Source organism: Streptomyces sp. 142MFCol3.1, from assembly GCF_000424945.1.
Taxonomy (GTDB): domain Bacteria; phylum Actinomycetota; class Actinomycetes; order Streptomycetales; family Streptomycetaceae; genus Streptomyces; species Streptomyces siamensis.
In genome coordinates this window covers 88,072-108,074 of record NZ_AUKV01000027.1, presented here as the reverse complement: position 1 = coordinate 108,074, position 20,003 = coordinate 88,072, and the positions used below count along the sequence as shown (strand labels likewise).

22 protein-coding genes and 1 pseudogene are annotated in these 20,003 nt (G+C 72.5%); 13 read left to right on the top strand and 10 right to left on the bottom strand.

Going from position 1 to position 20,003, the window contains the following annotated elements; translation table 11 throughout:
- A partial coding sequence (locus H305_RS0132935) for a cytochrome c oxidase subunit I (RefSeq protein ID WP_028804207.1) occupies window positions 1-632 on the bottom strand: 632 nt, incomplete at its 3' end.
- 105 nt (window positions 633-737) lie between these two features.
- Here H305_RS0132935 and H305_RS47705 point away from each other — a divergent pair.
- Window positions 738-1,304 (top strand): RNA polymerase sigma factor, encoded by a 567-nt coding sequence (locus tag H305_RS47705; protein ID WP_051371201.1) that lies wholly within the window; start codon window positions 738-740, stop codon window positions 1,302-1,304.
- Complete coding sequence (locus H305_RS0132925) at window positions 1,297-2,316, top strand: CU044_5270 family protein (RefSeq protein ID WP_028804206.1); 1,020 nt, start codon at window positions 1,297-1,299, stop codon at window positions 2,314-2,316. Before H305_RS47705 ends, H305_RS0132925 begins: the two co-directional genes overlap by 8 nt.
- Before the next feature lie 584 nt (window positions 2,317-2,900).
- Here H305_RS0132925 and H305_RS0132920 read toward each other — a convergent pair.
- Complete coding sequence (locus H305_RS0132920; protein ID WP_028804205.1) at window positions 2,901-3,266, bottom strand: nuclear transport factor 2 family protein; 366 nt, start codon at window positions 3,264-3,266, stop codon at window positions 2,901-2,903.
- A gap of 171 nt (window positions 3,267-3,437) precedes the next feature.
- Here H305_RS0132920 and H305_RS0132915 point away from each other — a divergent pair, with 171 nt between their 5' ends.
- Window positions 3,438-3,734, top strand: a complete 297-nt coding sequence (locus tag H305_RS0132915) for a hypothetical protein (protein WP_028804204.1) — start codon at window positions 3,438-3,440, stop codon at window positions 3,732-3,734.
- Window positions 3,735-3,904: 170 nt separating this feature from the next.
- On the opposite strand, the gene H305_RS0132910 is transcribed toward H305_RS0132915, so the two are convergent.
- Together H305_RS0132910 and H305_RS0132905 are read right to left on the bottom strand one after the other, a co-directional pair.
- On the bottom strand, window positions 3,905-5,659 hold the full coding sequence (locus H305_RS0132910; RefSeq protein WP_028804203.1) for an ABC transporter ATP-binding protein: 1,755 nt from the start codon (window positions 5,657-5,659) through the stop codon (window positions 3,905-3,907).
- A 94-nt stretch (window positions 5,660-5,753) separates the two neighbouring features.
- Entirely contained in the window at window positions 5,754-6,320 is a 567-nt protein-coding gene (locus tag H305_RS0132905) for a rhodanese-like domain-containing protein (RefSeq protein WP_028804202.1), read from the bottom strand.
- Window positions 6,321-6,403: 83 nt separating this feature from the next.
- On the opposite strand from H305_RS0132905, the gene H305_RS0132900 reads away from it, so the two are divergent.
- Complete coding sequence (locus H305_RS0132900) at window positions 6,404-6,691, top strand: metal-sensitive transcriptional regulator (protein WP_028804201.1); 288 nt, start codon at window positions 6,404-6,406, stop codon at window positions 6,689-6,691.
- Here H305_RS0132900 and H305_RS56480 read toward each other — a convergent pair.
- A pseudogene (locus tag H305_RS56480) lies at window positions 6,657-7,018 on the bottom strand (TSUP family transporter); the annotation flags it as partial. The gene H305_RS0132900 and the pseudogene H305_RS56480 overlap by 35 nt on opposite strands.
- Window positions 7,019-7,033: 15 nt before the next feature.
- Window positions 7,034-7,483: a rhodanese-like domain-containing protein gene (locus tag H305_RS0132890; RefSeq protein ID WP_234021342.1), complete on the bottom strand. Its 450-nt coding sequence runs from the start codon at window positions 7,481-7,483 to the stop codon at window positions 7,034-7,036.
- Between the two features lie 123 nt (window positions 7,484-7,606).
- Between H305_RS0132890 and H305_RS0132885 the strand changes: the two genes are divergently transcribed.
- The 3 genes from H305_RS0132885 (at window position 7,607) to H305_RS0132875 (ending at window position 10,413) form a co-directional block, all read left to right on the top strand.
- Window positions 7,607-8,692, top strand: a complete 1,086-nt coding sequence (locus H305_RS0132885) for an S-(hydroxymethyl)mycothiol dehydrogenase (protein WP_028804198.1) — start codon at window positions 7,607-7,609, stop codon at window positions 8,690-8,692.
- Window positions 8,692-9,321 carry an MBL fold metallo-hydrolase gene (locus H305_RS0132880; RefSeq protein ID WP_028804197.1) on the top strand — a complete coding sequence of 210 codons (630 nt, stop codon included), beginning with the start codon at window positions 8,692-8,694 and terminating at the stop codon, window positions 9,319-9,321. The genes H305_RS0132885 and H305_RS0132880 overlap by 1 nt, the downstream gene beginning before the upstream one ends.
- Window positions 9,322-9,486: 165 nt before the next feature.
- Window positions 9,487-10,413 carry an SDR family oxidoreductase gene (locus H305_RS0132875; protein ID WP_028804196.1) on the top strand — a complete coding sequence of 309 codons (927 nt, stop codon included), beginning with the start codon at window positions 9,487-9,489 and terminating at the stop codon, window positions 10,411-10,413.
- Window positions 10,414-10,479: 66 nt separating this feature from the next.
- Here H305_RS0132875 and H305_RS0132870 read toward each other — a convergent pair whose 3' ends face one another.
- On the bottom strand, window positions 10,480-11,019 hold the full coding sequence (locus H305_RS0132870; protein ID WP_028804195.1) for a hypothetical protein: 540 nt from the start codon (window positions 11,017-11,019) through the stop codon (window positions 10,480-10,482).
- A 50-nt stretch (window positions 11,020-11,069) separates the two neighbouring features.
- On the opposite strand from H305_RS0132870, the gene H305_RS0132865 reads away from it, so the two are divergent.
- A complete protein-coding gene (locus tag H305_RS0132865) occupies window positions 11,070-11,870 on the top strand; it encodes an SDR family NAD(P)-dependent oxidoreductase (RefSeq protein WP_028804194.1) in 801 nt (266 codons plus the stop codon).
- 14 nt (window positions 11,871-11,884) lie between these two features.
- Here the strand turns inward: H305_RS0132865 and H305_RS0132860 are convergent, their stop codons facing one another.
- Complete coding sequence (locus H305_RS0132860; protein ID WP_028804193.1) at window positions 11,885-13,294, bottom strand: pyridoxal phosphate-dependent decarboxylase family protein; 1,410 nt, start codon at window positions 13,292-13,294, stop codon at window positions 11,885-11,887.
- Between the two features lie 465 nt (window positions 13,295-13,759).
- Between H305_RS0132860 and H305_RS0132855 the strand changes: the two genes are divergently transcribed.
- Both H305_RS0132855 and H305_RS0132850 read left to right on the top strand, forming a co-directional pair.
- Window positions 13,760-14,455, top strand: coding sequence for a L,D-transpeptidase family protein (locus tag H305_RS0132855; RefSeq protein ID WP_028804192.1), 696 nt, complete (start codon window positions 13,760-13,762; stop codon window positions 14,453-14,455).
- A 71-nt stretch (window positions 14,456-14,526) separates the two neighbouring features.
- Window positions 14,527-14,715, top strand: coding sequence for a hypothetical protein (locus H305_RS0132850; RefSeq protein WP_028804191.1), 189 nt, complete (start codon window positions 14,527-14,529; stop codon window positions 14,713-14,715).
- A gap of 58 nt (window positions 14,716-14,773) precedes the next feature.
- Here the strand turns inward: H305_RS0132850 and H305_RS0132845 are convergent, their stop codons facing one another.
- The gene (locus H305_RS0132845) at window positions 14,774-16,168 is read right to left on the bottom strand and encodes a S1 family peptidase (RefSeq protein ID WP_028804190.1); all 1,395 of its coding nucleotides are present in this window, start codon (window positions 16,166-16,168) and stop codon (window positions 14,774-14,776) included.
- A 206-nt stretch (window positions 16,169-16,374) separates the two neighbouring features.
- On the opposite strand from H305_RS0132845, the gene H305_RS0132840 reads away from it, so the two are divergent.
- On the top strand, window positions 16,375-17,133 hold the full coding sequence (locus H305_RS0132840) for a type 1 glutamine amidotransferase domain-containing protein (protein WP_028804189.1): 759 nt from the start codon (window positions 16,375-16,377) through the stop codon (window positions 17,131-17,133).
- Here the strand turns inward: H305_RS0132840 and H305_RS0132835 are convergent.
- Window positions 17,130-18,476 carry an NAD(P)/FAD-dependent oxidoreductase gene (locus H305_RS0132835; protein WP_028804188.1) on the bottom strand — a complete coding sequence of 449 codons (1,347 nt, stop codon included), beginning with the start codon at window positions 18,474-18,476 and terminating at the stop codon, window positions 17,130-17,132. The genes H305_RS0132840 and H305_RS0132835 overlap by 4 nt on opposite strands.
- 371 nt (window positions 18,477-18,847) lie before the next feature.
- Between H305_RS0132835 and H305_RS0132830 the strand changes: the two genes are divergently transcribed.
- Together H305_RS0132830 and H305_RS0132825 are read left to right on the top strand one after the other, a co-directional pair.
- Window positions 18,848-19,489 (top strand): HAD family acid phosphatase, encoded by a 642-nt coding sequence (locus H305_RS0132830; RefSeq protein WP_028804187.1) that lies wholly within the window; start codon window positions 18,848-18,850, stop codon window positions 19,487-19,489.
- 86 nt (window positions 19,490-19,575) lie between these two features.
- Entirely contained in the window at window positions 19,576-19,962 is a 387-nt protein-coding gene (locus tag H305_RS0132825; protein ID WP_028804186.1) for a PPOX class F420-dependent oxidoreductase, read from the top strand.
- Window positions 19,963-20,003 lie beyond the last annotated feature (41 nt).

Sequence of the window (20,003 nt, the reverse complement as noted above, 5' to 3'; positions counted from 1 at the left end):
AGCAGCACGTTCCACACGAAGATCGGCATGCGGAACATCGTCATGCCCGGAGCGCGCATGCAGATGATCGTGGTGATGAAGTTGACCGCGCCGAGGATGGTGCCGAAGCCGGAGAAGGCCAGACCCATGATCCACATGTCGGCGCCGACGCCCGGCGAGCGGACCGCGTCCGACAGCGGGGAGTAGGCGAACCAGCCGAAGTCCGCGGCACCCTGCGGGGTGAGGAAACCGCCCACCGCGATCAGCGACCCGAAGAGGTACAGCCAGTACGCGAACATGTTCAGCCGCGGGAACGCCACGTCGGGCGCGCCGATCTGCAGCGGCATGATCCAGTTGGTGAAGCCGGCGAACAGCGGCGTCGCGAACATCAGCAGCATGATCGTGCCGTGCATCGTGAACGCCTGGTTGAACTGCTCGTTCGACATGATCTGCAGACCGGGCCGGGCCAGCTCCGCACGCATCAGCAGCGCCATGACGCCGGCGACGCAGAACAGCGCGAACGACGTCACCAGATACAGCGTGCCGATCGTCTTGTGGTCCGTGGACGTCAGCCACTTCACCGCGGCCCGTCCCGGACGCCGTGCGCGCGGGCCCGCGGATGCGGGCGGCGCCGTCACCGTGTTGATCTCCATGCCCCGCCTGTGTCCGGCCCTCGCCGCACCGTCACAATGGAGCGACGCGACGAGCGTCACACCGAAGGGTGTGACGCTCGCCCACCTGCCGGACACAGACGGATCATGAGCAACGACGAGACCTTCGCCGCTGCCTATCGCGAGCACTACTGGGCGGTCAGCCGCTACGTGGCGAGGCGACTGGACGGCCGTGGCAGTGATGTCGAGGAGGTGGTGGCGGAGGTCTTCACCGTCGCCTGGCGGCGCCGGTCCGACCTGCCGCCGACTCCTCTTCCCTGGTTGTACGGGGTGGCGCGCCGCTGCCTGGCCAACGCGGTACGCGGATACGGACGCCGCCGCAGGCTGCTCGACCGGCTCGGCAACGACGAGAGCGCGCACGGCACACAGGTGGTGGCCGGCCCCGGCTCCGACACGCCGGGCGACTGGGTACACGAGGCCCTGGCCCGGCTCTCCCCGGCCGACCAGGAAGTACTGCGCCTGACGGCCTGGGAGGAACTCGCCGTCGACGAGGTCGCCGTCGTCCTCGGCTGCGGCGGCCGCGCCGCCGCGATGCGCCTGCACCGCGCCCGCCGCCGGCTCAGAGCCGAGATCGACCGTCTGCAGATCACCCCCGTGGCCACCGGCACCGCAACGCCCCGCCGCGACACCTCGAAGGAGCCCGGCCATGGCTGACGAACTCGAACTCCTGCGCCGCGCCAACCCGGTCCCGTCGGCCGGCCCCCGCTTCGGCGACCGCCCGCTCGACGAGCACGCCGAACGCCGGCTCGACCTGCTCCTGCGCGGCGACGAACGCGGGCTCGACCGCCTCCCGCACGGCGAGGAACGCCGGCCGCGCCCCCGGCACCTGCGCCGCTGGACCTGGGGCCTCGGATCCGTGGCGGCGGCCTGCGTGGCCGTCCTCACCCTCATGTTCTCGGGCACGGCCACCGCGCCCGCCGTGGCCGCACCGCGCCCGCTGGTCGTCGAGGCCGGCTCCGCTCCCGTGCCGCTCGACCGGATCGCCGGCCGCGCGGCGGCCGCCGGTGACACCCTCCGGCTGATCGAGGGCACCCATCTCCAGGCATGGAGCCTCGCCATGACGTCCGGCCCCGGCGCCCGGCCGCCCGTCACCCTGCCCGAGGAACGCCTCGTCCGCTGGAAGGCCGACGGCAGCCACACGGAACTCGTCGTGGCCACCGACCCGCGCCGCCCGGGAAAGCCGGTCGTCACGGACGCCGACCCCGTGCCCCGCACCGTCGAGGACGGGCACGTCCTCAGCAGGCGGACCTATCCGCCGAGTTGGAGCGACGCCCCGCCCGTCGCCCGGCCGCCGCACGACGCCGTACGGCTGCGCGCCTACCTGGAGGAGATCGACCGCACCGGCCCCCTGGACACCCCGGGACTCCTCGACGCCGTCGCCGGGCTGCTGGACAACTGGACGCTCGGCACCCGGGAGAACGCCGCGGTGGTCCGGATCCTCGCCGACGCGGAGGGCCTGCGCCCGGCCGGTGCGGTCACCGACCGGCTGGGTCGCGGGGGACAGGCGTACGTGTACGACGACCGGGCGCACTCCGTCCGGCGGATGCTGGTGCTCGACCCGTCCACCGGCGCCGTCCTCGGCCTGGAGGAGACCGTCACCCGGGACGACCCCGAGTTCGGGGTGAAGTCCGGGGACGTGCTCTCCTACCGCGCGTGGATGCGCTGACCGTGCCGCTCAGACACCCGATCGGCGTTCGGCCGCCGCCGGTCCGCGCGGGTGGCCGGCGAGGGACCGCGGGGATACCCGGGATGCCCGGATACCCGGGATACCCGGGATGCCCGGATACCCGGGATACCTCGAATTCGGGACATCCGGGACATTCGGAAGCCCGGGCGCCCGGGCACCCGGGATACCAGGACATTCGGGATGTCCGGGGCGCCCGGGATGTCCGGGTCATCCAGGTCACCCGGGACGCCCGGGACACGGATGCTCTCCGGCGCGGACAGGCCGAGGGAGGTTCGGCCCGCTCGAGCGGCGGTCTCGTCACCCGTACCCGCGAGGCGGGCGGCCGGCACCGGGTACGGGTGCGGCTCACCGGAACCGGAGGGGCAGCCTTCGAACGGCACGCGGTGCCGGAGGACGAGCGCGGGACCGGGCCGCGCGCAGCACTGAGCCGAGCAGCCGCAGACCAGCCGCGGAGACGGGTCGTGGCAGCCGAGCGGGGCGCGGGCGCGACCGGCCCATCCCCACACGCGCCGAGAAGGTCCAGGTCAGACGCGACGTGATCTGGACCTTCGGCCAGTGCCTTTCTACTCGTCCCATGCCTGGAGCAGCGTCTGGTCGACGATCTTGCCGTCACGCAGCGACATCATCGACGTGCTCAGCACCTTCACGCCGTCCGCGTACTCGCAGGACTCGGAGAAGGCGACGTGGTCGCCCTGGACCACGCACTGCTCCAGTTTGTGGGTCATGTCCCGGCTGTAGACGTCGTCGAGCATCTCGGCGATCTCGCCGCGACCGTGTTTCACCATCGGGTGGCTGGGCTGCGTGTTGCGGTCGACGATGCGCAGTTCCGCGTCGTCCGCGTAGAGCGACAGCAGATCCGTCGCACTGTGTCCTTCAATGGCTCGGCGCAGCGCTTCGGTGTCGAAGGCGGGGCCTAGCGAGGTGCCCATGATGACCTCCTTGAAGGCCGCGGCCCGTCGAGGAGCGGGTCGCGAAGGGCCTCATCTCCGAGACTCCTCCGCCGCACGGTCCTCGGCAAGCGCAGCCGCTCCGATGAGCCTCTCGGGTGAGCGGAGCGTGACGGCCGTGTCCGCGGGGGGACCGGCGCCGTTGCAGAAAGCATGATCTCAACACGACGTATGGTCGCCGCCATTGGTCTCGCCGTCGGAGTCGCCGGACTCGCCGCGCCGATGGCGAGCGCGGCGGGCTCCGAGACAGCGGACGCGGGGAAGCTGAACCCCGTCGCCGAACTCGACTCCCTCGCCCTGAGCACCGTCCCCGCCGAGCAGCGGGCCGCCATGCCGCTGCCGTCCCGCCAGCTCGCGGGCCTCAACCGGCTGAACGACCTGAACCAGCTGCACCAGCTGACCGACCTCGCCGCGCCCGTCATGGGTGTCGTTCCGGCCGTCGGGGGCTAGTCCGGCGGAGGGCCTGCCCTTGCGAGCACCGAGGGCCTTGTCCGTACGTGCATCGAGGGTCGGCCCGTACGTGCATCGAGGGCCGGTTCGGTGGGCGAAGGCCACTTCGCCCATCGAACCGGCCCTCTTTCCATTGCCAGGGCCGCCGCCCGGTGCCAGGGCCCGCCGCCCTACCCGGCGGTGGCGAGGAACTGCGTGGCGGCGAGTTCGGCGTACAGCGGGTCCGCGGCCACCAGTTCGCGATGCGTTCCCACGGCGCGGACACGGCCCGCGTCCATCACGACGATGCGGTCGGCCATCGTGACGGTGGACAGCCGGTGCGCGACCACGAGGACCGTCGTGGTCCGGGCCACGTCGGAAACCGTGTCGCGCAGCGCCGCCTCGTTGACCGCGTCGAGCTGGGACGTGGCCTCGTCGAGGAGCAGCAGTCGCGGACGGCGCAGCAGCGCGCGGGCGATGGCGACCCGTTGGCGCTCGCCGCCGGACAGCTTGGTGCCGCGGTGGCCGACCAGCGTGTCCATACCGCGGGGCAGCCGGGCGACCAGCCCGTCGAGACGTGTCGTCTTGAGCACGCGGACGATTTCGGGCTCGTCGGCCTGCGGATTGCCGAGCAGCAGGTTGTCGCGCAGCGAGCCCGACAGCACCGGGGCGTCCTGCTCCACGTAGCCGATGGCGGACCGCAGCCGCGGCAGGTCCCATTGGTCCAGCTCCCGGCCGTCCAAGGTGATGACCCCGGTCTCGGGGTCGTAGAACCGCTCGATCAGCGAGAACACGGTCGTCTTCCCCGCTCCGGACGGCCCCACGAACGCGGTCATGCCGCGCGCCGGGACGGCGAACGTCACACCGTGGTGGACGTACGCTAGGTCGTCGGCGTACCGGAAGCGGACGTCGTCGAAGGCGAGTGACGCGGGCTCGGCGCCGGGGGAGGGCAGCGGCGCGGGCAGCGCCACGGGTTCGGCGGGCAGCCGCATCGCCTCCTGGATCCGGGCGAGCGCGGCGGCACCGGTCTGGTACTGGGTGACGGCGCCGACCACCTGCTGGATCGGCGACATCAGATAGAACACGTACAGCAGGAACGCCACCAGGGTGCCCACGTCCACGGCTCCCGTCGCGACGCGGGCCCCGCCCACCGCCAGCACCGTGATGAAGGCGATCTGCATCGCCAGTCCGGCCGTGTTGCCCGCGGCGGCCGACCACTTGGCGGCCCGGACGCTCTGCCGCCACGACTCCTCGGCCGCCGCGTGGACGACCGCCTCCTCGTGGTGCTCGGCACCGGACGCCTTCACGGTGCGCAGCGCGCCGAGAATCCGCTCCAGCGCGGCGCCCATCAGCCCGACGGCGTCCTGGGCCTGCTTGCTGGCCCGGTGGATGCGCGGCACGATCACCCCGAGCACCGTGCCCGCGCACAGGATCACGGCGAGGGTGACCCCGAGCAGCACCACGTCGACCAGGCCCATCATGACCACCGTCGCGACGAGGGTGAGCCCGCCCGTGCCGATGCCGACCAGGGAGTCGGTCGTCACCTCGCGCAGCAGGGTCGTGTCGGAGGTGATGCGGGCCATCAGATCGCCCGGCTCGCTGCGGTCCACGGCAGGTATGCGCAGCCGCAGCAGATACGAGGACAGGGTGCGCCGTGCGCCCAGCACCACCGACTCCGCGGTGCGCCGCAGGACGTACGAACCCGTCGCCCCCACCACCGCGTTGGTGACCACCAGCGCCGCCATCCCGAGCAGCGCCCGCCCGATGGGCCGGTCGTGCGACAGGTCGTCGATGAGACCCCGCGCCACCAGCGGCAGCACCAGCCCTGTGGCGCCGGTCGCGAGCGCCAGCAGCGCGCCGGCCAGCAGGGCCCATCGATGCGGTCGTACGTAGCCGAGCAGCAGGCGCCACGTGGGCACGTCGGGCTGGGCGTCGGTGAGGCTCACGGCGCTCCTTGGCGTGAGTCGGTGCGGAGCACTCAGGCTACGTCCGAGCCCGCCGGGACCGGGAGCAGGTCAACTCCCTTACGGCAGACCGCGGTCAGCGTGCCCCCAGGGCGGCGAGGGTCGCTTCGAGATCGGCGGGCCGGGGCCGGTTGTGCGGCAGCCTCGCCAGCACGGCCGCCATGCCGCAGGTGTCGGTCAGGGCGGAGAAGACCAGGCCGCCGGCGATGCCCGCCGCGAGCAACTGCCAGGCGGGGTGCAGCAGTCCGAGGCCGAGCCCGGCCGGCACCACACTGCCCGCGGTGAACCGGACCTGGCGCTCCATGGACCAGGTGGTGCGGGACCCGGTCGCGGGACGGTCCAGCTCGTGGCCGCGCGCGGTCCAGGCGCTGGTCCCGCCGGTGAGGGTCGCGGCCGTCACACCGTGTTCGGCGAGGGTCCTTCGGGCGCTGTCGGAGCGCGCGCCGGAGGCGCAGACGACCAGCAGGCCGGACGTGATCTCCTTGAGGGCGGGCAGGGCGCGGTGCAGCCGGTCGAGTGGGACGTTCAGGGCGCCGGGCAGATGCCCGGAGGCGTACTCGCCGGGCGTGCGGACGTCGAGGACGGTGAGCTCGGACAGGGGGGTGCGGGCCTGATCGGCGTCGAGGGTCGGGGGAATTTTCATGTCGAGTGTCATCCTTGCTCTTCTAGGGTGCCCCGGCGGACGGAGTACGATACCCCTAGGGGTATCGGTGGAGGAGTGTTGTCGTGGACTTGGATCTCGCGGGTGCCGAGCTGAAGTCGGTGCTGAACCGACTGCGTCGTGCACAGGGGCAGATTTCCGGTGTGATCAAGATGATCGAGGAGGGGCGCGACTGCGAGGACGTGGTCACCCAGCTCGCCGCGGCCTCCCGGGCTCTCGACCGGGCCGGATTCGCGATCATCGCCACCGGTCTCCAGCAGTGCCTGACCGATGTCGAGGACGGCGCGAAGAACGGCGAGGACAGGGACGCGATGCGTGGCCGGCTGGAGAAGCTCTTCCTCTCACTGGCGTGAGGCGGTCCGCCGCCCGGCGTGCGGCCCCTGCGTTACCCGCGGGCCCCGCGGCGACGCCGGCGGTGGACGGCAGCTGTCCGGCGACGGCTCCGCCCGCCGCGGCGGGCAGCAGCCCCGCCGCCGCGAACAGCGCGCCGCCCCGCCAGTGGACCGTGCCCTGCCGGGCGTGGGCGGCGAGCGCGGTCGCCGACGTCACCGTGACGATGACCAGGCCCGCGGTGGTGGCCGCGGAGGGCGTGAAGCCCAGCGGATAGATCAGGGCAGGGACGGCGAGGACACCGCCTCCGCGGCCCCGAGTGCCGGCCCGATCACGCCACCGGCGGCCAGGGAGGATCAGCCCGCTCACCCCGTCGGGCCGCCGTTCCCGTGCTCCCGGACCGAGGGCAGGCCTTCCCGCGTCCAGGCGCACATGCCCCCGACGACATCGACCGCGTCGAGGCCGCGGGCCGTGAGCAGCGCGACGGCGTCACGGGAACGCACCCCACAGCGGCACACCACGACGAGGGGACGGTGCCGCGCGGCCACGGGCAGGTCGCCTCCGGCGGTGAGCGCGGACAGCGGGAAGCTGACCGAGCCCGGCGCGTGCCCCTGCGCCCACTCGTCCGGTTCGCGCACGTCCAGCAGGACGGCCTCGGCCCCAGGACCGGTGCGCTCGTCGGCCTTCGCCGGGGTGATCCGTGCCATGGGCAGACCGGCCGGGCCCGCGGCGGCGAAGGAGTCGTCCACGGCGACCACGTCACGGTCGGCGGCGTCGAGGACGGATGCGGCGATGGCGGCCCATGCCTCCGGCACAGTGCACCGTAGGCGCCGGCCCGGCCCCGGTACGAGGCGGCCGTGCGTCACCTGGCCTTCTACCGGTCGGTCACCCCGTAGGGTCGGTTGACGGAACGTCGACCTACGGAAGGGCTCAATCACATGGCGCAGGAAGTGCGGGGCGTGATCGCACCGGGCAAGAACGAGCCGGTGCGCGTCGAGACCGTCGTCGTACCGGACCCCGGACCCGGCGAGGCCGTGGTGAAGATCCAGGCCTGCGGGGTGTGCCACACCGATCTCCACTACAAGCAGGGCGGCATCAACGACGACTTCCCGTTCCTGCTCGGTCACGAGGCGGCCGGGATCGTGGAGTCGGTGGGCGACGGGGTCACGGACGTCGCGCCCGGCGACTTCGTCATCCTCAACTGGCGTGCGGTGTGCGGGCAGTGCCGGGCGTGTCTGCGCGGCCGGCCCTGGTACTGCTTCGACACGCACAACGCGAAGCAGCGGATGACGCTCACGGACGGCACCGAACTCTCGCCCGCCCTGGGCATCGGCGCCTTCGCGGAGAAGACCCTGGTCGCCGCAGGGCAGTGCACGAAGGTCAGCTCCGCGGTGTCCCCGGCGGTCGCCGGCCTGCTCGGCTGCGGCGTGATGGCCGGGATCGGCGCGGCCATCAACACCGGGAACGTCGGCCGCGGCGACAGTGTCGCGGTCATCGGCTGCGGAGGTGTCGGCGACGCGGCGATCGCCGGGTCCCGCCTCGCCGGCGCCGCGAAGATCATCGCCGTGGACATCGACGACCGGAAGCTGACGACCGCCCGCGAGATCGGCGCCACGCACACCGTCAACTCCCGCGAGACCGACCCAGTCGAGGCGATCCGCGAACTCACCGGCGGCTTCGGCGCCGACGTCGTCATCGAGGCCGTCGGCCGCCCGGAGACCTACCAGCAGGCCTTCTACGCCCGCGACCTCGCGGGCACCGTCGTCCTCGTCGGAGTGCCCACCCCGGACATGAAGCTGGACCTGCCGCTGATCGACGTCTTCGGACGCGGCGGCGCCCTCAAGTCGTCCTGGTACGGCGACTGCCTGCCCTCACGCGACTTCCCCATGCTGATCGACCTGCACCTGCAAGGGCGCCTGGACCTCGGCGCGTTCGTGAGCGAGACGATCGCGCTGGACGAGGTGGAAGCGGCGTTCGAGCGGATGCACCACGGCGACGTGCTGCGCTCGGTGGTGGTGCTGTGATGACCACCCGCATCGAACACCTCGTCACCTCGGGCACCTTCTCCCTCGACGGCGGCACCTGGGACGTCGACAACAACGTGTGGATCGTGGCCGACGACCACGAGGCGGTCGTCATCGACGCCGCCCACGACGCCGACGCCATCGCCGAGGCCGTCGGCGACCGGCGGCTCACCGCGATCGTGTGCACCCACGCCCACAACGACCACATCGACGCCGCCCCCGCCCTCGCCGACCGCACCGGCGCCACCATCTGGCTGCACCCGGACGACCTGCCGCTGTGGAGGCTGACCCATCCCGACCGCCTCCCCGACGCCTGGCTCCAGGACGGCCAGGTGATCGAGGCGGCCGGCGCCGATCTGACGGTCCTGCACACCCCGGGCCACGCTCCGGGCGCGGTCTGCCTGTACGACCCGGGTCTGGGCACCGTCTTCACCGGCGACACCCTCTTCCAGGGAGGACCGGGCGCCACCGGCCGCTCCTACTCCCACTTCCCGACCATCGTCGAGTCCATCCGCGAACGGCTCCTGTGTCTCCCGGCCGACACCGTGGTGCGTACCGGGCACGGCGACTCCACCACGATCGGGGCGGAGGCCCCGCACCTGAAGGAATGGATCGCTCGCGGCCACTGACGCCGGTGTCCGGACCGAGGCCGGTGACCCGCCGCTGACGCCTCCACACGGGGATCGGCCAAAGGGCCCGGCGAATCCAGACAGAAGATGTCCGGCTTCCGGGAGACGCTCGGAGCAGCACCGGCGCGAAAGGCGGCGCCGGAACCACGCGTACGGAGGCCGGACATGTCAAAGCCGCTGCGGGACACGCTGCGAGGCAGGGTCGCCCTGGTCGCCGGGGCGACCCGGGGCGCGGGACGGGGGATCGCGGTGCAGCTGGGCGCGGCCGGCGCGACCGTCTACGTGACCGGGCGCAGCACCCGGGAGCGGCGCTCGGAGTACGACCGCCCGGAGACCCTGGAGGACACCGCGGACCTGGTGACGGCGGCGGGCGGTCGGGGCATCGCCGTCCCCACCGACCACCTCGTGCCCTCCGAGGTCCAGACCCTGGTCGCCCGCATCGCGGACGAGCAGGCCCGCCTCGACGTCCTCGTCAACGACATCTGGGGCGGCGAGCACCTTTTCCAGTGGGACACCCCGGTCTGGGAGCACGACCTCGACAAGGGCCTGCGGCTGCTGCGCCTGGCCGTCGAGACGCACGCCGTCACCAGCCACTTCGCGATGCCCCTGCTGCTGCGCCGCCCCGGCGGCCTCGTCGTCGAGATGACCGACGGCACCGCCGAGTACAACCGGGACAGGTACCGGGTGTCCTTCTTCTACGACCTCGCCAAGTCCTCCGTGCTGCGCATGGCGTTCGCCCTCGGGCAGGAGCTGGGGCCGCGCGGTGCCACCGCGGTGGCACTCACGCCCGGGTGGCTGCGCTCGGAGATCATGCTCGACACCTTCGGTGTGACCGAGGAGAACTGGCGCGACGCGCTGGAGCGCGTCCCGCACTTCGGCATCTCCGAGACACCGTCCTACGTGGGCCGCGCGGTCGCCGCCCTGGCCGCCGACCCGGACGTGGCGCGCTGGAACGGTGCGTCCCTCTCCAGCGGGCAACTGGCCCAGGTGTACGCCTTCACCGACCGCGACGGCAGCCGCCCCGACGCGTGGCGCTACCTCGTCGAGGTCCAGGACGAGGACAAGCCGGCCGACACCACGGGCTATCGGTGATCCGGGCCCTCCCGCCCGGCGGCGAGTCGTCCGGGCGGGTGAGCCGAAGCCACCCGTGCGGCGGGGTCAGGGGCGCCCGTGGAGCGGCGGGACCTGCCACCCGGCCGGACGGCCCGTCGTGAGTGCCAGGTCGGCGCGGACCGCCACGTAGTACGCCTCGCGCACGGTGCGCTGGCGTTCGAGCAGGGCCTGCCAGGCGTCCCGATCACGTGTCCCTTCGTTCAGGAACCGCTCCATCCCCATCACCACGACGGCCCATGCCCGGGCCTTCTCCACCACCTCCGGGCTGCCCAGGAGCAGCAGCGCCTCACCGGCCGGGTCGCCGGCCTGCGCGGCCTCGGCCAGCAGGGGAGCCGCTTCGCCGGGCGACAGCGGATGAGGATGCGGATCGTTGCCGAGATGGGCCGCGACCCGGTACGTCAGGGTGACCGACTTCTTCAGGCAGCGCGCGTAGTCCGCGTACACCGTCAGCCGCCGCTCCTCCCACCGCGCCGTCTGCTCGCGGAGGAAGCGGGCCCGGTCTCCCCGGACGATCGCCAGGTACGAACCGAGCGCGCCGATCACCACGCCGATCAGCGCCGGGAGTTGTTGTATGAAGGCGGACATGCGCGCACGGTATCTGTCGTCGTGACGATCATGGCAGTACCTTCCCTGCCATGACTGCGACGATGCGATTCGAGGGACACGGAGTTCTGATCACGGGCGCGGCGCGCGGCATCGGGGCCGCCACCGCCCGCCGCTTCGTCGAGGAGGGCGCCCGGGTGCTCGTCACCGACGTGGACGTCGCCGAGGCGGAGAAGACCGCTGCCGCACTGCGCGAACGGGGCGGTGAGGCCGAGGCGTACCGCTGCGACGTGGGGGAGCGGGCATCGGTCGAGGCGGCCGTCGCGCACGCCGTGGACGCCTTCGGCTCGCTCGACGTCCTCGTCAACAACGCCTACCGCTGCACCCCCGACGCCCCGCTCTTCGAGGACGAGACGGACGACGTCTGGGCCCGCGACCTCGACATCACCCTGTCCGGCGCCTACCGCTGCTCCCGGGCGGCACTCCCGCACCTCGTGGCCTCCGGCCGGGGCGCCATCGTCACCATCGGCTCCGTCAACGGCATCCAGGACTTCGGCAACCACGCCTACAGCGCCGCCAAGGCGGGCCTCATGTCGCTGACCCGCACGCTCGCCGGGCATGCCGCGCCGAGGGGCGTACGTGTCAACCTGGTGGCACCGGGCACCGTGCACACCACGGCCTGGGAGGGCCGGGAGGACCACCTCGCCGCGCTGGCACGGCTGTATCCGCTGGAGCGGGTCGGCAGGCCGGAGGACATCGCCGCCGCCGTCGCGTTCCTCGCCTCCCGCGACGCGGCCTGGATCACCGGCATCACGCTGCCCGTGGACGGAGGCCTGCTGGCGGTCAACACCGGCTTCCGGCATGCCCTCACCCTGCTCGACGGCACCCCCTAGGCCCGGCCCGGGCGTCAGGCGCCCCGCGGCCCGAGGTCCGCGCCGTGGCGGCGCAGGGCGGCGAGCACCCGGTCGACGTCTCCGGCGGTGGTGCGCCAGTTGCTGAACGCCGCGCGCAGCGCGGGCGTTCCGCCGTACGACGTCGGAGTCACGAAGGCCTCGCCGGAGGCGGCGACCGCCTTCGCAAGCGCGCCGACCCGCTCCTCGGAGGGATCGCCGGCCGGCGTGAAGCAGACGACGTTGAGCCGGACCGGAGCCAGGAGCCGCAGCTGGGGGATCTGCGCGATCCCCTCGCCCAGCCGCCCGGCGAGCGCGACGTTGCGTTCGACGATCTCGCGATGACCCTCGCGTCCGTACGCCGTGAGCGAGAACCAGGCGGGCAGGGCGCGCAGCCGACGGGAGTTCTCCGGTGTGAGGTGCAGGAAGTCCGGGTCGTCGGTGGGCGGTCCGAGGTACGGCGACGCGTTGTGGAAGACCCGGACCTGGAGGTCCTGCCGGCGCGTGAACTGGACGGCCGCGTCGTAGGGGACGTTCAGCCACTTGTGCAGGTCGACGCAGACGGAGTCGGCCGCGTCGAGCCCGTCGACCAGGGAGGCGTACGACGGCGACAGGGCGGCGAAACCGCCGAACGCCGCGTCCACGTGCAGCCAGAAGTCGTACCGCTCCCTGAGCGCGGCGATCGCCCGCAGGTCGTCGAAGTCGACGGTGTTGACGGTCCCCGCGTTCGCCACCACGACGGCGGGGCGCCCGCCGAGCGCGTCGAGAGCGTCGGCGAGCCGGTCGACGTCGACGGCCTCGCGGTTGCCGGGCAGCACCGGCACGGTACGCAGCCGGTCCCGTCCGACGCCCAGCACGGAGAGCGCCTTGCCGATGCTGGAGTGCGGGCTGCCCGACAGCACCTCGACCGGACCGAGTGCGCCGACACCCTCGCGCGAGACGGACACCCCGAGACGTTCGCCGAGCCATTCCCGCGCGATGGCCAGCCCGACCGTGTTGGAGGCCGTCGCCCCGCTCACAAAGGCTCCGGTGTGGTCCTCGCCCAGCCCGAACAGCTCGCGCAGCCAGCTCAGCGTCTCGCGTTCCAGCGCGGTCGCCGACGAGTCACCGCCGCCCGACACGTTCTGGTCGTAGGCGGCCGTCAGCCAGTCCCCGGTCAGGGCGGCGGGAGTGGCGCCGCCGGTCACGAAGCCGAGGTAACGAGGGCCCGCTGAAGCGGAGAAGCCCACGGACCAGCGGTCCGCGAACCGGGTCAGGGCCCCATCGGCACCCACTCCCGCCTCGGGAAGCGGCGCACGTGCGGGTGCGGCGTCGGGGCGGGCGACAGGACGTTCGGCGAGCCCGCCCACTTCCCGCGCGGCGAAGTCGCGGGCCAACTGGAGAAGATCGGGAAGCCGCTGGAGATCGTCGGCGAGAGTGCGGTGCATGCCGGCAGCGTAGGCATGACCCGGGCGGCGGGTCCTGGTCCACTCGGGGAAAACTGGACCGATCGACACGAGGTTCGAGGCGACGCTCGGCAGCCGGCGTGACAGGCGGGGCCCGCTCGGGTCGCTGTCCGCGGCCGTCCGCGAGGCGGTGATCGACGGCCGGCTGCCCGCAGATGCCCGACTGCCCTCCGAGCGGCGGCCGGCCCACACGCCGGACGTCAGCCGGGGCACCGTCGTCGCCGCCCTCACCCTGCTGGGGGGCGACGGCCGTCCGCACACCCGTCGTCGCCGCAGCCCCTGGAGACGTGTGACGTTCCGCACGTGCACACCGCCCCCGGCGCGCGGGGGCGGCGACGAGGAATGTCACCGTTTGGTCCCAGTCCGGCCGGCCGCACAACGTATGCCCCGCGACGACGGTCTAGCAGGCGGACGACACGAGAGAGAACAGGAAAGGGAAGGCCCGCCATGGGGGACATACGCAGACGGGGCGCCGTCGCGCTCGGGATCACCGGACTGGTCGCGCCGCTGACGCTGGCGCTGGGCGCCGCGCCCGCGCAGGCCGCGAGCTGCACCACGCAGACCGGCCCGTACCAGAAGCAGGTGGAGAAGTTCCTCGGGCGGCCCGTCGACGGCCGGCAGTCGACCACCGACTGCAAGGCCATCCAGGCCTTCCAGAACAAGCACGGCATCACCCCGAACATCGGCTACGCAGGTCCGGTCACCTGGGGCGTGATGGACCTCATGAACAAGCAGAAGGCCGTGGGGAGCAACCCCAACAAGGACGGCAAGTGCCCGGTCAACAAGGGGCGCATCGCCTGTGTGAACCTGACGCTCCAGCTCAGCTGGATCCAGGACGGCGACCGACTCGTCTACGGGCCGGTGCCGGTGCGCACCGGCCGCGACGGGTACGAGACCCGCACCGGCCTGAAGAAGATCTACTGGCGGGACATCGACCACGTCTCCAGCATCTACAACGTGCCGATGCCGTACAGCCAGTTCTTCGACGGCGGGCAGGCCTTCCACTCGGTCGGCCTGAGCATGTGGAACCCGCCGGGCTCGCACGGTTGCGTCAACATGACCACGACCACGGCCAAGAAGTACTGGTCGCTGCTGAAGAACGGCGACGACGTGTTCGTGTACGGCCGCAAGCCCGGCACCTGAGTGATGAGCTTCACGGTCCGTAATGTCGTTCGCTGTACCTTTACTCACAACGTCTTCACGTCGAGGACCGTATGCTTCACACCATGTCCACCACTCCTGATGCCGACACTCGGCGCTCCGCCGCCGAGGTCAACGAGGAGATCCGGGCCCTGTGGTTCCGGGCGGGCGGGACGTTGAGCATGGAGGAGCGGCGGGAGTACCAGCGGCTCGTCCTCGAATGGGCGCAAGCCGCCCCGCCGTCGCCCACCCGGGCGGCCTGACGGTTCGCGTCCCGGCACGGGGCTCCCCGAAGTCAGCGGGGAGCCACCGCCTCAAGCCTCATCCCCAACTCTGCGCGTACTGCCGCCGATAGGCCTTGCGGTCCTGTTCCGTGCGGATGAACCGCGTCGCCACCAGCGCGACGAGACTGCCCGCGATGACCAGCAGCCCCGGCCCCACGTTCTTCGGGTCGGTCAGACGCGACACCAGCGTCTCGGCGTTCTCGGCGGCACCGCCCACCGGCTCCACGGCGCCCGGTGCGGCCGACCCCGGCGAGGCCCCCGCGCCCTGCGCGCCGGAAGCCGCGGTCGAGCCCGCCGGCGAAGGAGACGCGGGGGCGCCCGACGACGCCTGGGGCTGTCCCGCGAGCCGCACCCCCAGCGCCGTCAGCGCCTTGGTGACCGGCTGGAAGAACGTCGTACCGCCGGTCCGGCAGTCCCCGTTGCCGCCCGAGGTCACACCGAGCGCGATGCCCTCGGAGAACAACGGGCCTCCGCTGTCGCCCGGCTCGGCGCACACCGTCGTCTCGACCAGCCCGGTGACCGTGCCCTCGGGGTAGTTGACGGTCGCGTTGAGCGCGGTCACCTTCCCGTCGTGCAGCCCGCTGGTGCTGCCGCTGCGGAACACCCGCTGCCCGACCGCCGGATCGGCGGTACCCGTGATGCGAACGCCGTTGCCCCCGCCGATGGCGACGACGTTGGCCCCCGCCGAGGTCTGTTGTCCGTCGTCGTACTGCACGAGCGAGAAGTCGCTCCCGGGGAACGCGGTGGTGACGGTACGTCCGAGCTGTTGCCGGCCCGAGTTGTCGGCGAACCAGACGGACCCGGCCGGTCCGCAGTGCCCCGCCGTCAGGATGAACTCGCTGCGCCCGTTGGTCACGTTGAAACCGGCCGAACAGCGTCCGCCGGTCGAGAACATGGGCTGCGCGCCGTTGAGCCGGGTCGTGAACGCGCCCTGGGTGCGCTGCATGCGGACGGCGTCCCCGATCCTGTCGGCCACCTTGGTCATGCGTGACCAGTCGGAGGAGGAGACCGTGGTGTCGGCCCGCACCACCACCTCGTTCGTCGTGTAGTCCACGGCCCACGCCGTGCCCACCACTCGCGGCGCCGAACTCAGCGCCCGGGTGGCCGACTTGAGGTCCTGCATGCTGTGCCGTACGAGCTTCGCGCGGGCGCCCGCCTCCGTGACCTCGGCGGCGGCCCCCGGGTCGGTCACCGCGACGACGGGCCGGCCGTCGGAGCCGATCCAGTTGCCCGCGGTGCGCGAGGTGCCGAGCCGTGCCACCAGTGCGGTGCCCGTGTCCACGGCCGCCTGGGCCCGGCTTCCCGCGGCACGCGACGTGTCGGAGGGTTCGCTCGCCATCGCTTGCGTCACCATCAGCCCCCCGCAGAGCAGCCCGCCGACGGCCGCGAGTCGCGCCCCCCGTCGGACGATCCGTCGTCGTGCGTGCCTCATCCATGGGCTCCCGAAGCCGAACGGCACGGCGTCATCGCCGCCGAGGGCCCCGGTCGAGAGCCCTCCCCTCATACGTGCGGCCACGCCCGCGTGTTCACCAGGACGCGCGCCCCGGGCCGGACACCGCCCTGGCCCGCCCTCACCACCCCGGCCCCTCGCACCGCCACCGCCCTTCGCGACCGGTGCCGCGCTGCCATGATGGACCCGTGCGCGTGCTGATACCGGTCCCCGACCAAGACTTCGACGTCACCGAAGTCGCCGTGCCCTGGCGCCTGTTGACCGAGGCGGGACACGAGGTCGTCCTCGCGACGGAGCACGCGGGCACCCGTCCCGCGGCCGACCCGCGACTGCTCACCGGCGTGCTTTTCGGGCAGCTCGGCGCCGAACCGGAACCCCGGACGTACTACCGGCAGCTCACCGAGGCGCCCGAGTTCCGCCGCACCGTCTCCTGGGCGGACCTGGACGTGGCGGAGTACGACGGTCTGATCCTGCCCGGCGGACACGCGCCCGGCATGCGCCAGTACCTGGGCTCGGCCGTACTCCAGCGGCGGATCGCCGACTTCTGGGCGCTGCGGCGCCCCGTCGGCGCGATCTGCCACGGCGTCCTCGTGCTCGCCCGCGCCCAGGATCCCGCCACCGGACGCAGCGTCCTGGCCGGCCGCCGCACGACCTGTCTGCCCAAGTACATGGAACGGACTGCCTACTTCACCACCGCCTGGCGGCTCGGCCGCTACTACCGCACCTACCCCGCCTACGTGGAGGACGAGGTCAGGTCGGCGCTCACCGACCCCGGCACCCAGTTCGAGCGCGGCCCGCGCACGCTGACACGGCGCGGTACCGCCGGCGACGACACGCACGCCTTCGTCGTCCGGGACGGCCACTACCTCTCGGCCCGCTGGCCGGGGGACGCCTACCTCTTCGGCCGGCAGTTCCTCGCCCTCCTCCAGGACACGGACGGGCGCTAGCCGCGGACGCGGGCGGTCACTTCCGTCCGCGTCAGATACATGTCCGTGTGCTCGAAGTCCCGCAGGGTGCCCTCACGGTCGTCGAGGAACCCGGTGCGCACGAAGTCGTCGCCCGCGATCGCGTTGAGCAGCCAGTTCACCCCGGTCCGGAACCGGGCGGTGCCGGTGCGCAGGGCGTACAGGTGGTACCCGCGGGCGACGACCTGCGCGGGCACGCCCTTCAGGTCGATGCCGAGCGGCTTGGACACCGCGTCGTGCCCGCCGAGGTCGACGACGAGTCCGAGGTCCTTGTGCCGGTACGGCGTCGTCGGCTGTCCGCGCAGCAGCGCCGTGACGTTCTTCGCCGCGTGCCGGCCCTGCCGTGCCGCGTGCTGGGCGGTCGGCACGCAGTAGGTACCGTCGCCCTTGGCGAGGTCGGGCACTGCCGCCGCGTCGCCCAGCGCGAGCACCCCCTCCAGCCCCGGCACCTCGAAGTCGGGTCCGGCGAGGATCCGGCCGTGCACGGTCTCCGCGCCCAGCGAGTCGACCAGGGGGCTCGCCGCGACACCGGCCGTCCACACCAGTGTGCGCGAGGGCAGCACCCGGCCGTCGGTCAGGGTGACCTTGTCCTCGGTGACGGAGGCGACGGACGTCTCCAGCGAGATGTGCACCCCGCGTTCGTTCAGCATCCGCAGGGCGCTTGCGCCCAGCCGGTCGCCGAGCTCGGGCAGCAGATGGGGGGCGACGTCGACCAGGTGCCACCGGATGAGACCCGGGTCGAGACGCGGGTGGTAGCGCTTGGCCGCGGCGGTGGTGAGGCGTTGCAGACAGGCCGCGGTCTCGGTGCCCGCGTAACCGCCCCCGACCACCACGAACTGAAGCCGCGCCGTCCGCTCCGCCTCGTCCGAGGTGGCCGCCGCCAGGTCGAGTTGGCCGATGACGTGGTCGCGCAGGCACACGGCCTGGGCGAGTGTCTTCATCCCGCGCGCCTCCTCCAGCAGGCCCGGGATGTCGAAGGTGCGCGTCACACTGCCGGGGGTGAGGAGCAGGTAGTCGTACGACACGTCGACCAGCTCGCCGGTGATCTTGCGGACGACGCACACCGTGGCCTCGGGGTCGACGCCGATCACGGTGCCCGGCAGGAGCGCGGTGCGGCGCAGGATCCGGCGCAGCGAGGGCGCGACGGACTGCGGGGTGACGACACCGGCGGCGACATGCGGGAGCAGGGGCAGATAGAGCTGGTAGTCGGTCGGGCTGACGAGCGTGATCCGGGCCTCGCCGGGAGCGAGCGACCGCTCCAGTCCCCGCGCGGCCTCGACACCGGCGAAACCCCCGCCGACGACGACGATGTTCGGTGCGTTCATCCGAGCGCCTCTCTCCCTGTGGGGTCACCGCGAGCCCAGGCTCACACGGGGCGGCGGCACCTGCCACCTCGCACCGCACGGGACCGGTGGGGCAGCCGGGACGACCAGCGGGGGCGGGGGGAGACGATCCGTGGGGGTGAGTCGGCGGTCCTCCTGGGGAGGAAGAGACGCACGCGATTCTCTACCGATCAGTAACTGACACTTCCCCCTTCGTACATCCTCAGGCACGATCATCACTGCCGCGGCGACGGGGCAATGACTCCGCCGCCGTGGCACCAGCGGCGGGCGACAGCGGTCCCCCGCCGTTCCGACATGAGCAGCTGCGAGGGTCCCGGTACCCCCGCAGCTCCGACACGAGTCAGGGGACGGGCATGGCAGGACGTGGCGTGGGGCGCAGGACGGTCGCGGTCTCGGCGGTCGTGGCACTGGGCATCGGCGGAACCGTCACCGCGGCCGGAACCGCCACCGCGGCGCCGGCCCGGACGACGGCGAGCACGGCGGCGGCCACGACAGCATCGGTCGACTACGCCACCTGGCAGCGGGACGTCCGCTCCGTCATGGACCAGGCCGTGCCGTACGTCGAACAGCGCACCGCGCACGCCGACGGGCAGAAGCTCGCGATCGTCTTCGACATCGACAACACCACGCTGGAGACCGACTTCCACCCCTGGTACCAGTTGCCCACCCCGGCGGTCGCGCCCTCGCTGGAACTGGCCCGCTACGCGCGCTCACGGGGTGTCGACATCTTCTTCGTCACCGCGCGCCCCGGCATCATCGCGAGCGAGACGAAGTGGAACCTGAAGGCCGTCGGCTACCCCGTCTCCGGCCTGTACGTCCGCGATCTGCCGGACCTCTTCGACGAGGTCAGCGCCTACAAGACCGGCAAGCGGGCGCAGATCGAGGCCCTCGGATACACGATCATCGCCAACGTCGGCAACAACACCACCGACCTCGTCGGCGGGCACGCCGAGCGCACGTTCAAGCTCCCCGACTACGACGGTCAGTTGTCCTGACCTCGCGGCCGGAGGGACGGCCGCCGGGGCCGGGCGGTTCGCGCGCGGGGCGGGCTGCCCGGGGGCGGCGGCATAGACTGCCGCCCATGGACGAGGCCTCGCTGGACAAGCTCGGTTCGGGCAAGTACCTGCTGATCACCAGCTACCGCAAGAACGGGACCGGTGTCGCGACGCCCGTATGGGTGGTGCGCGACGGCACGGCACTCGGTGCGTGGACCGCCGCGGACTCCTGGAAGGTGAAGCGGATCCGCAACCGGGGCGACGTCCTGGTCGGCCCCTGCGACGCGCGCGGCAGGCCGACCGGTGACCAGGTGCCGGCCACGGCCGAGATCGTCGACGCCGAGGCGACCGCCCGTTACCGGCAGCTCATCGCCCGCAAGTACGGTGTCCTCGGCCGTCTCACCCTCTTCGGCAGCAGGCTGCGCCGCGGCGAGACCGGCACGATCGGCATTCGCATCACACCGGCGTCCTGACCTTCACAGGCGCGGGGGGTCCGGCACTCGCCGGACCCCCC

Bases quoted from the DNA above. Each gene is read 5' to 3' on its own strand.
- H305_RS0132860 (WP_028804193.1), bottom strand. From the start codon at position 13,294: ATGCACCGCACTCTCGCCGACGATCTCCAGCGGCTTCCCGATCTTCTC.
- H305_RS0132845 (WP_028804190.1), bottom strand. From the start codon at position 16,168: ATGAGGCACGCACGACGACGGATCGTCCGACGGGGGGCGCGACTCGCG.
- H305_RS0132925 (WP_028804206.1), top strand. From the start codon at position 1,297: ATGGCTGACGAACTCGAACTCCTGCGCCGCGCCAACCCGGTCCCGTCG.
- H305_RS0132830 (WP_028804187.1), top strand. From the start codon at position 18,848: ATGGCAGGACGTGGCGTGGGGCGCAGGACGGTCGCGGTCTCGGCGGTC.
- H305_RS0132835 (WP_028804188.1), bottom strand. From the start codon at position 18,476: ATGAACGCACCGAACATCGTCGTCGTCGGCGGGGGTTTCGCCGGTGTC.
- H305_RS0132920 (WP_028804205.1), bottom strand. From the start codon at position 3,266: ATGGGCACCTCGCTAGGCCCCGCCTTCGACACCGAAGCGCTGCGCCGA.
- H305_RS0132905 (WP_028804202.1), bottom strand. From the start codon at position 6,320: ATGAAAATTCCCCCGACCCTCGACGCCGATCAGGCCCGCACCCCCCTG.
- H305_RS0132875 (WP_028804196.1), top strand. From the start codon at position 9,487: ATGTCAAAGCCGCTGCGGGACACGCTGCGAGGCAGGGTCGCCCTGGTC.
- H305_RS0132855 (WP_028804192.1), top strand. From the start codon at position 13,760: ATGGGGGACATACGCAGACGGGGCGCCGTCGCGCTCGGGATCACCGGA.
- H305_RS0132880 (WP_028804197.1), top strand. From the start codon at position 8,692: ATGACCACCCGCATCGAACACCTCGTCACCTCGGGCACCTTCTCCCTC.
- H305_RS0132870 (WP_028804195.1), bottom strand. From the start codon at position 11,019: ATGTCCGCCTTCATACAACAACTCCCGGCGCTGATCGGCGTGGTGATC.
- H305_RS0132825 (WP_028804186.1), top strand. From the start codon at position 19,576: ATGGACGAGGCCTCGCTGGACAAGCTCGGTTCGGGCAAGTACCTGCTG.
- H305_RS0132850 (WP_028804191.1), top strand. From the start codon at position 14,527: ATGCTTCACACCATGTCCACCACTCCTGATGCCGACACTCGGCGCTCC.
- H305_RS0132915 (WP_028804204.1), top strand. From the start codon at position 3,438: ATGATCTCAACACGACGTATGGTCGCCGCCATTGGTCTCGCCGTCGGA.
- H305_RS0132885 (WP_028804198.1), top strand. From the start codon at position 7,607: ATGGCGCAGGAAGTGCGGGGCGTGATCGCACCGGGCAAGAACGAGCCG.
- H305_RS0132865 (WP_028804194.1), top strand. From the start codon at position 11,070: ATGACTGCGACGATGCGATTCGAGGGACACGGAGTTCTGATCACGGGC.
- H305_RS47705 (WP_051371201.1), top strand. From the start codon at position 738: ATGAGCAACGACGAGACCTTCGCCGCTGCCTATCGCGAGCACTACTGG.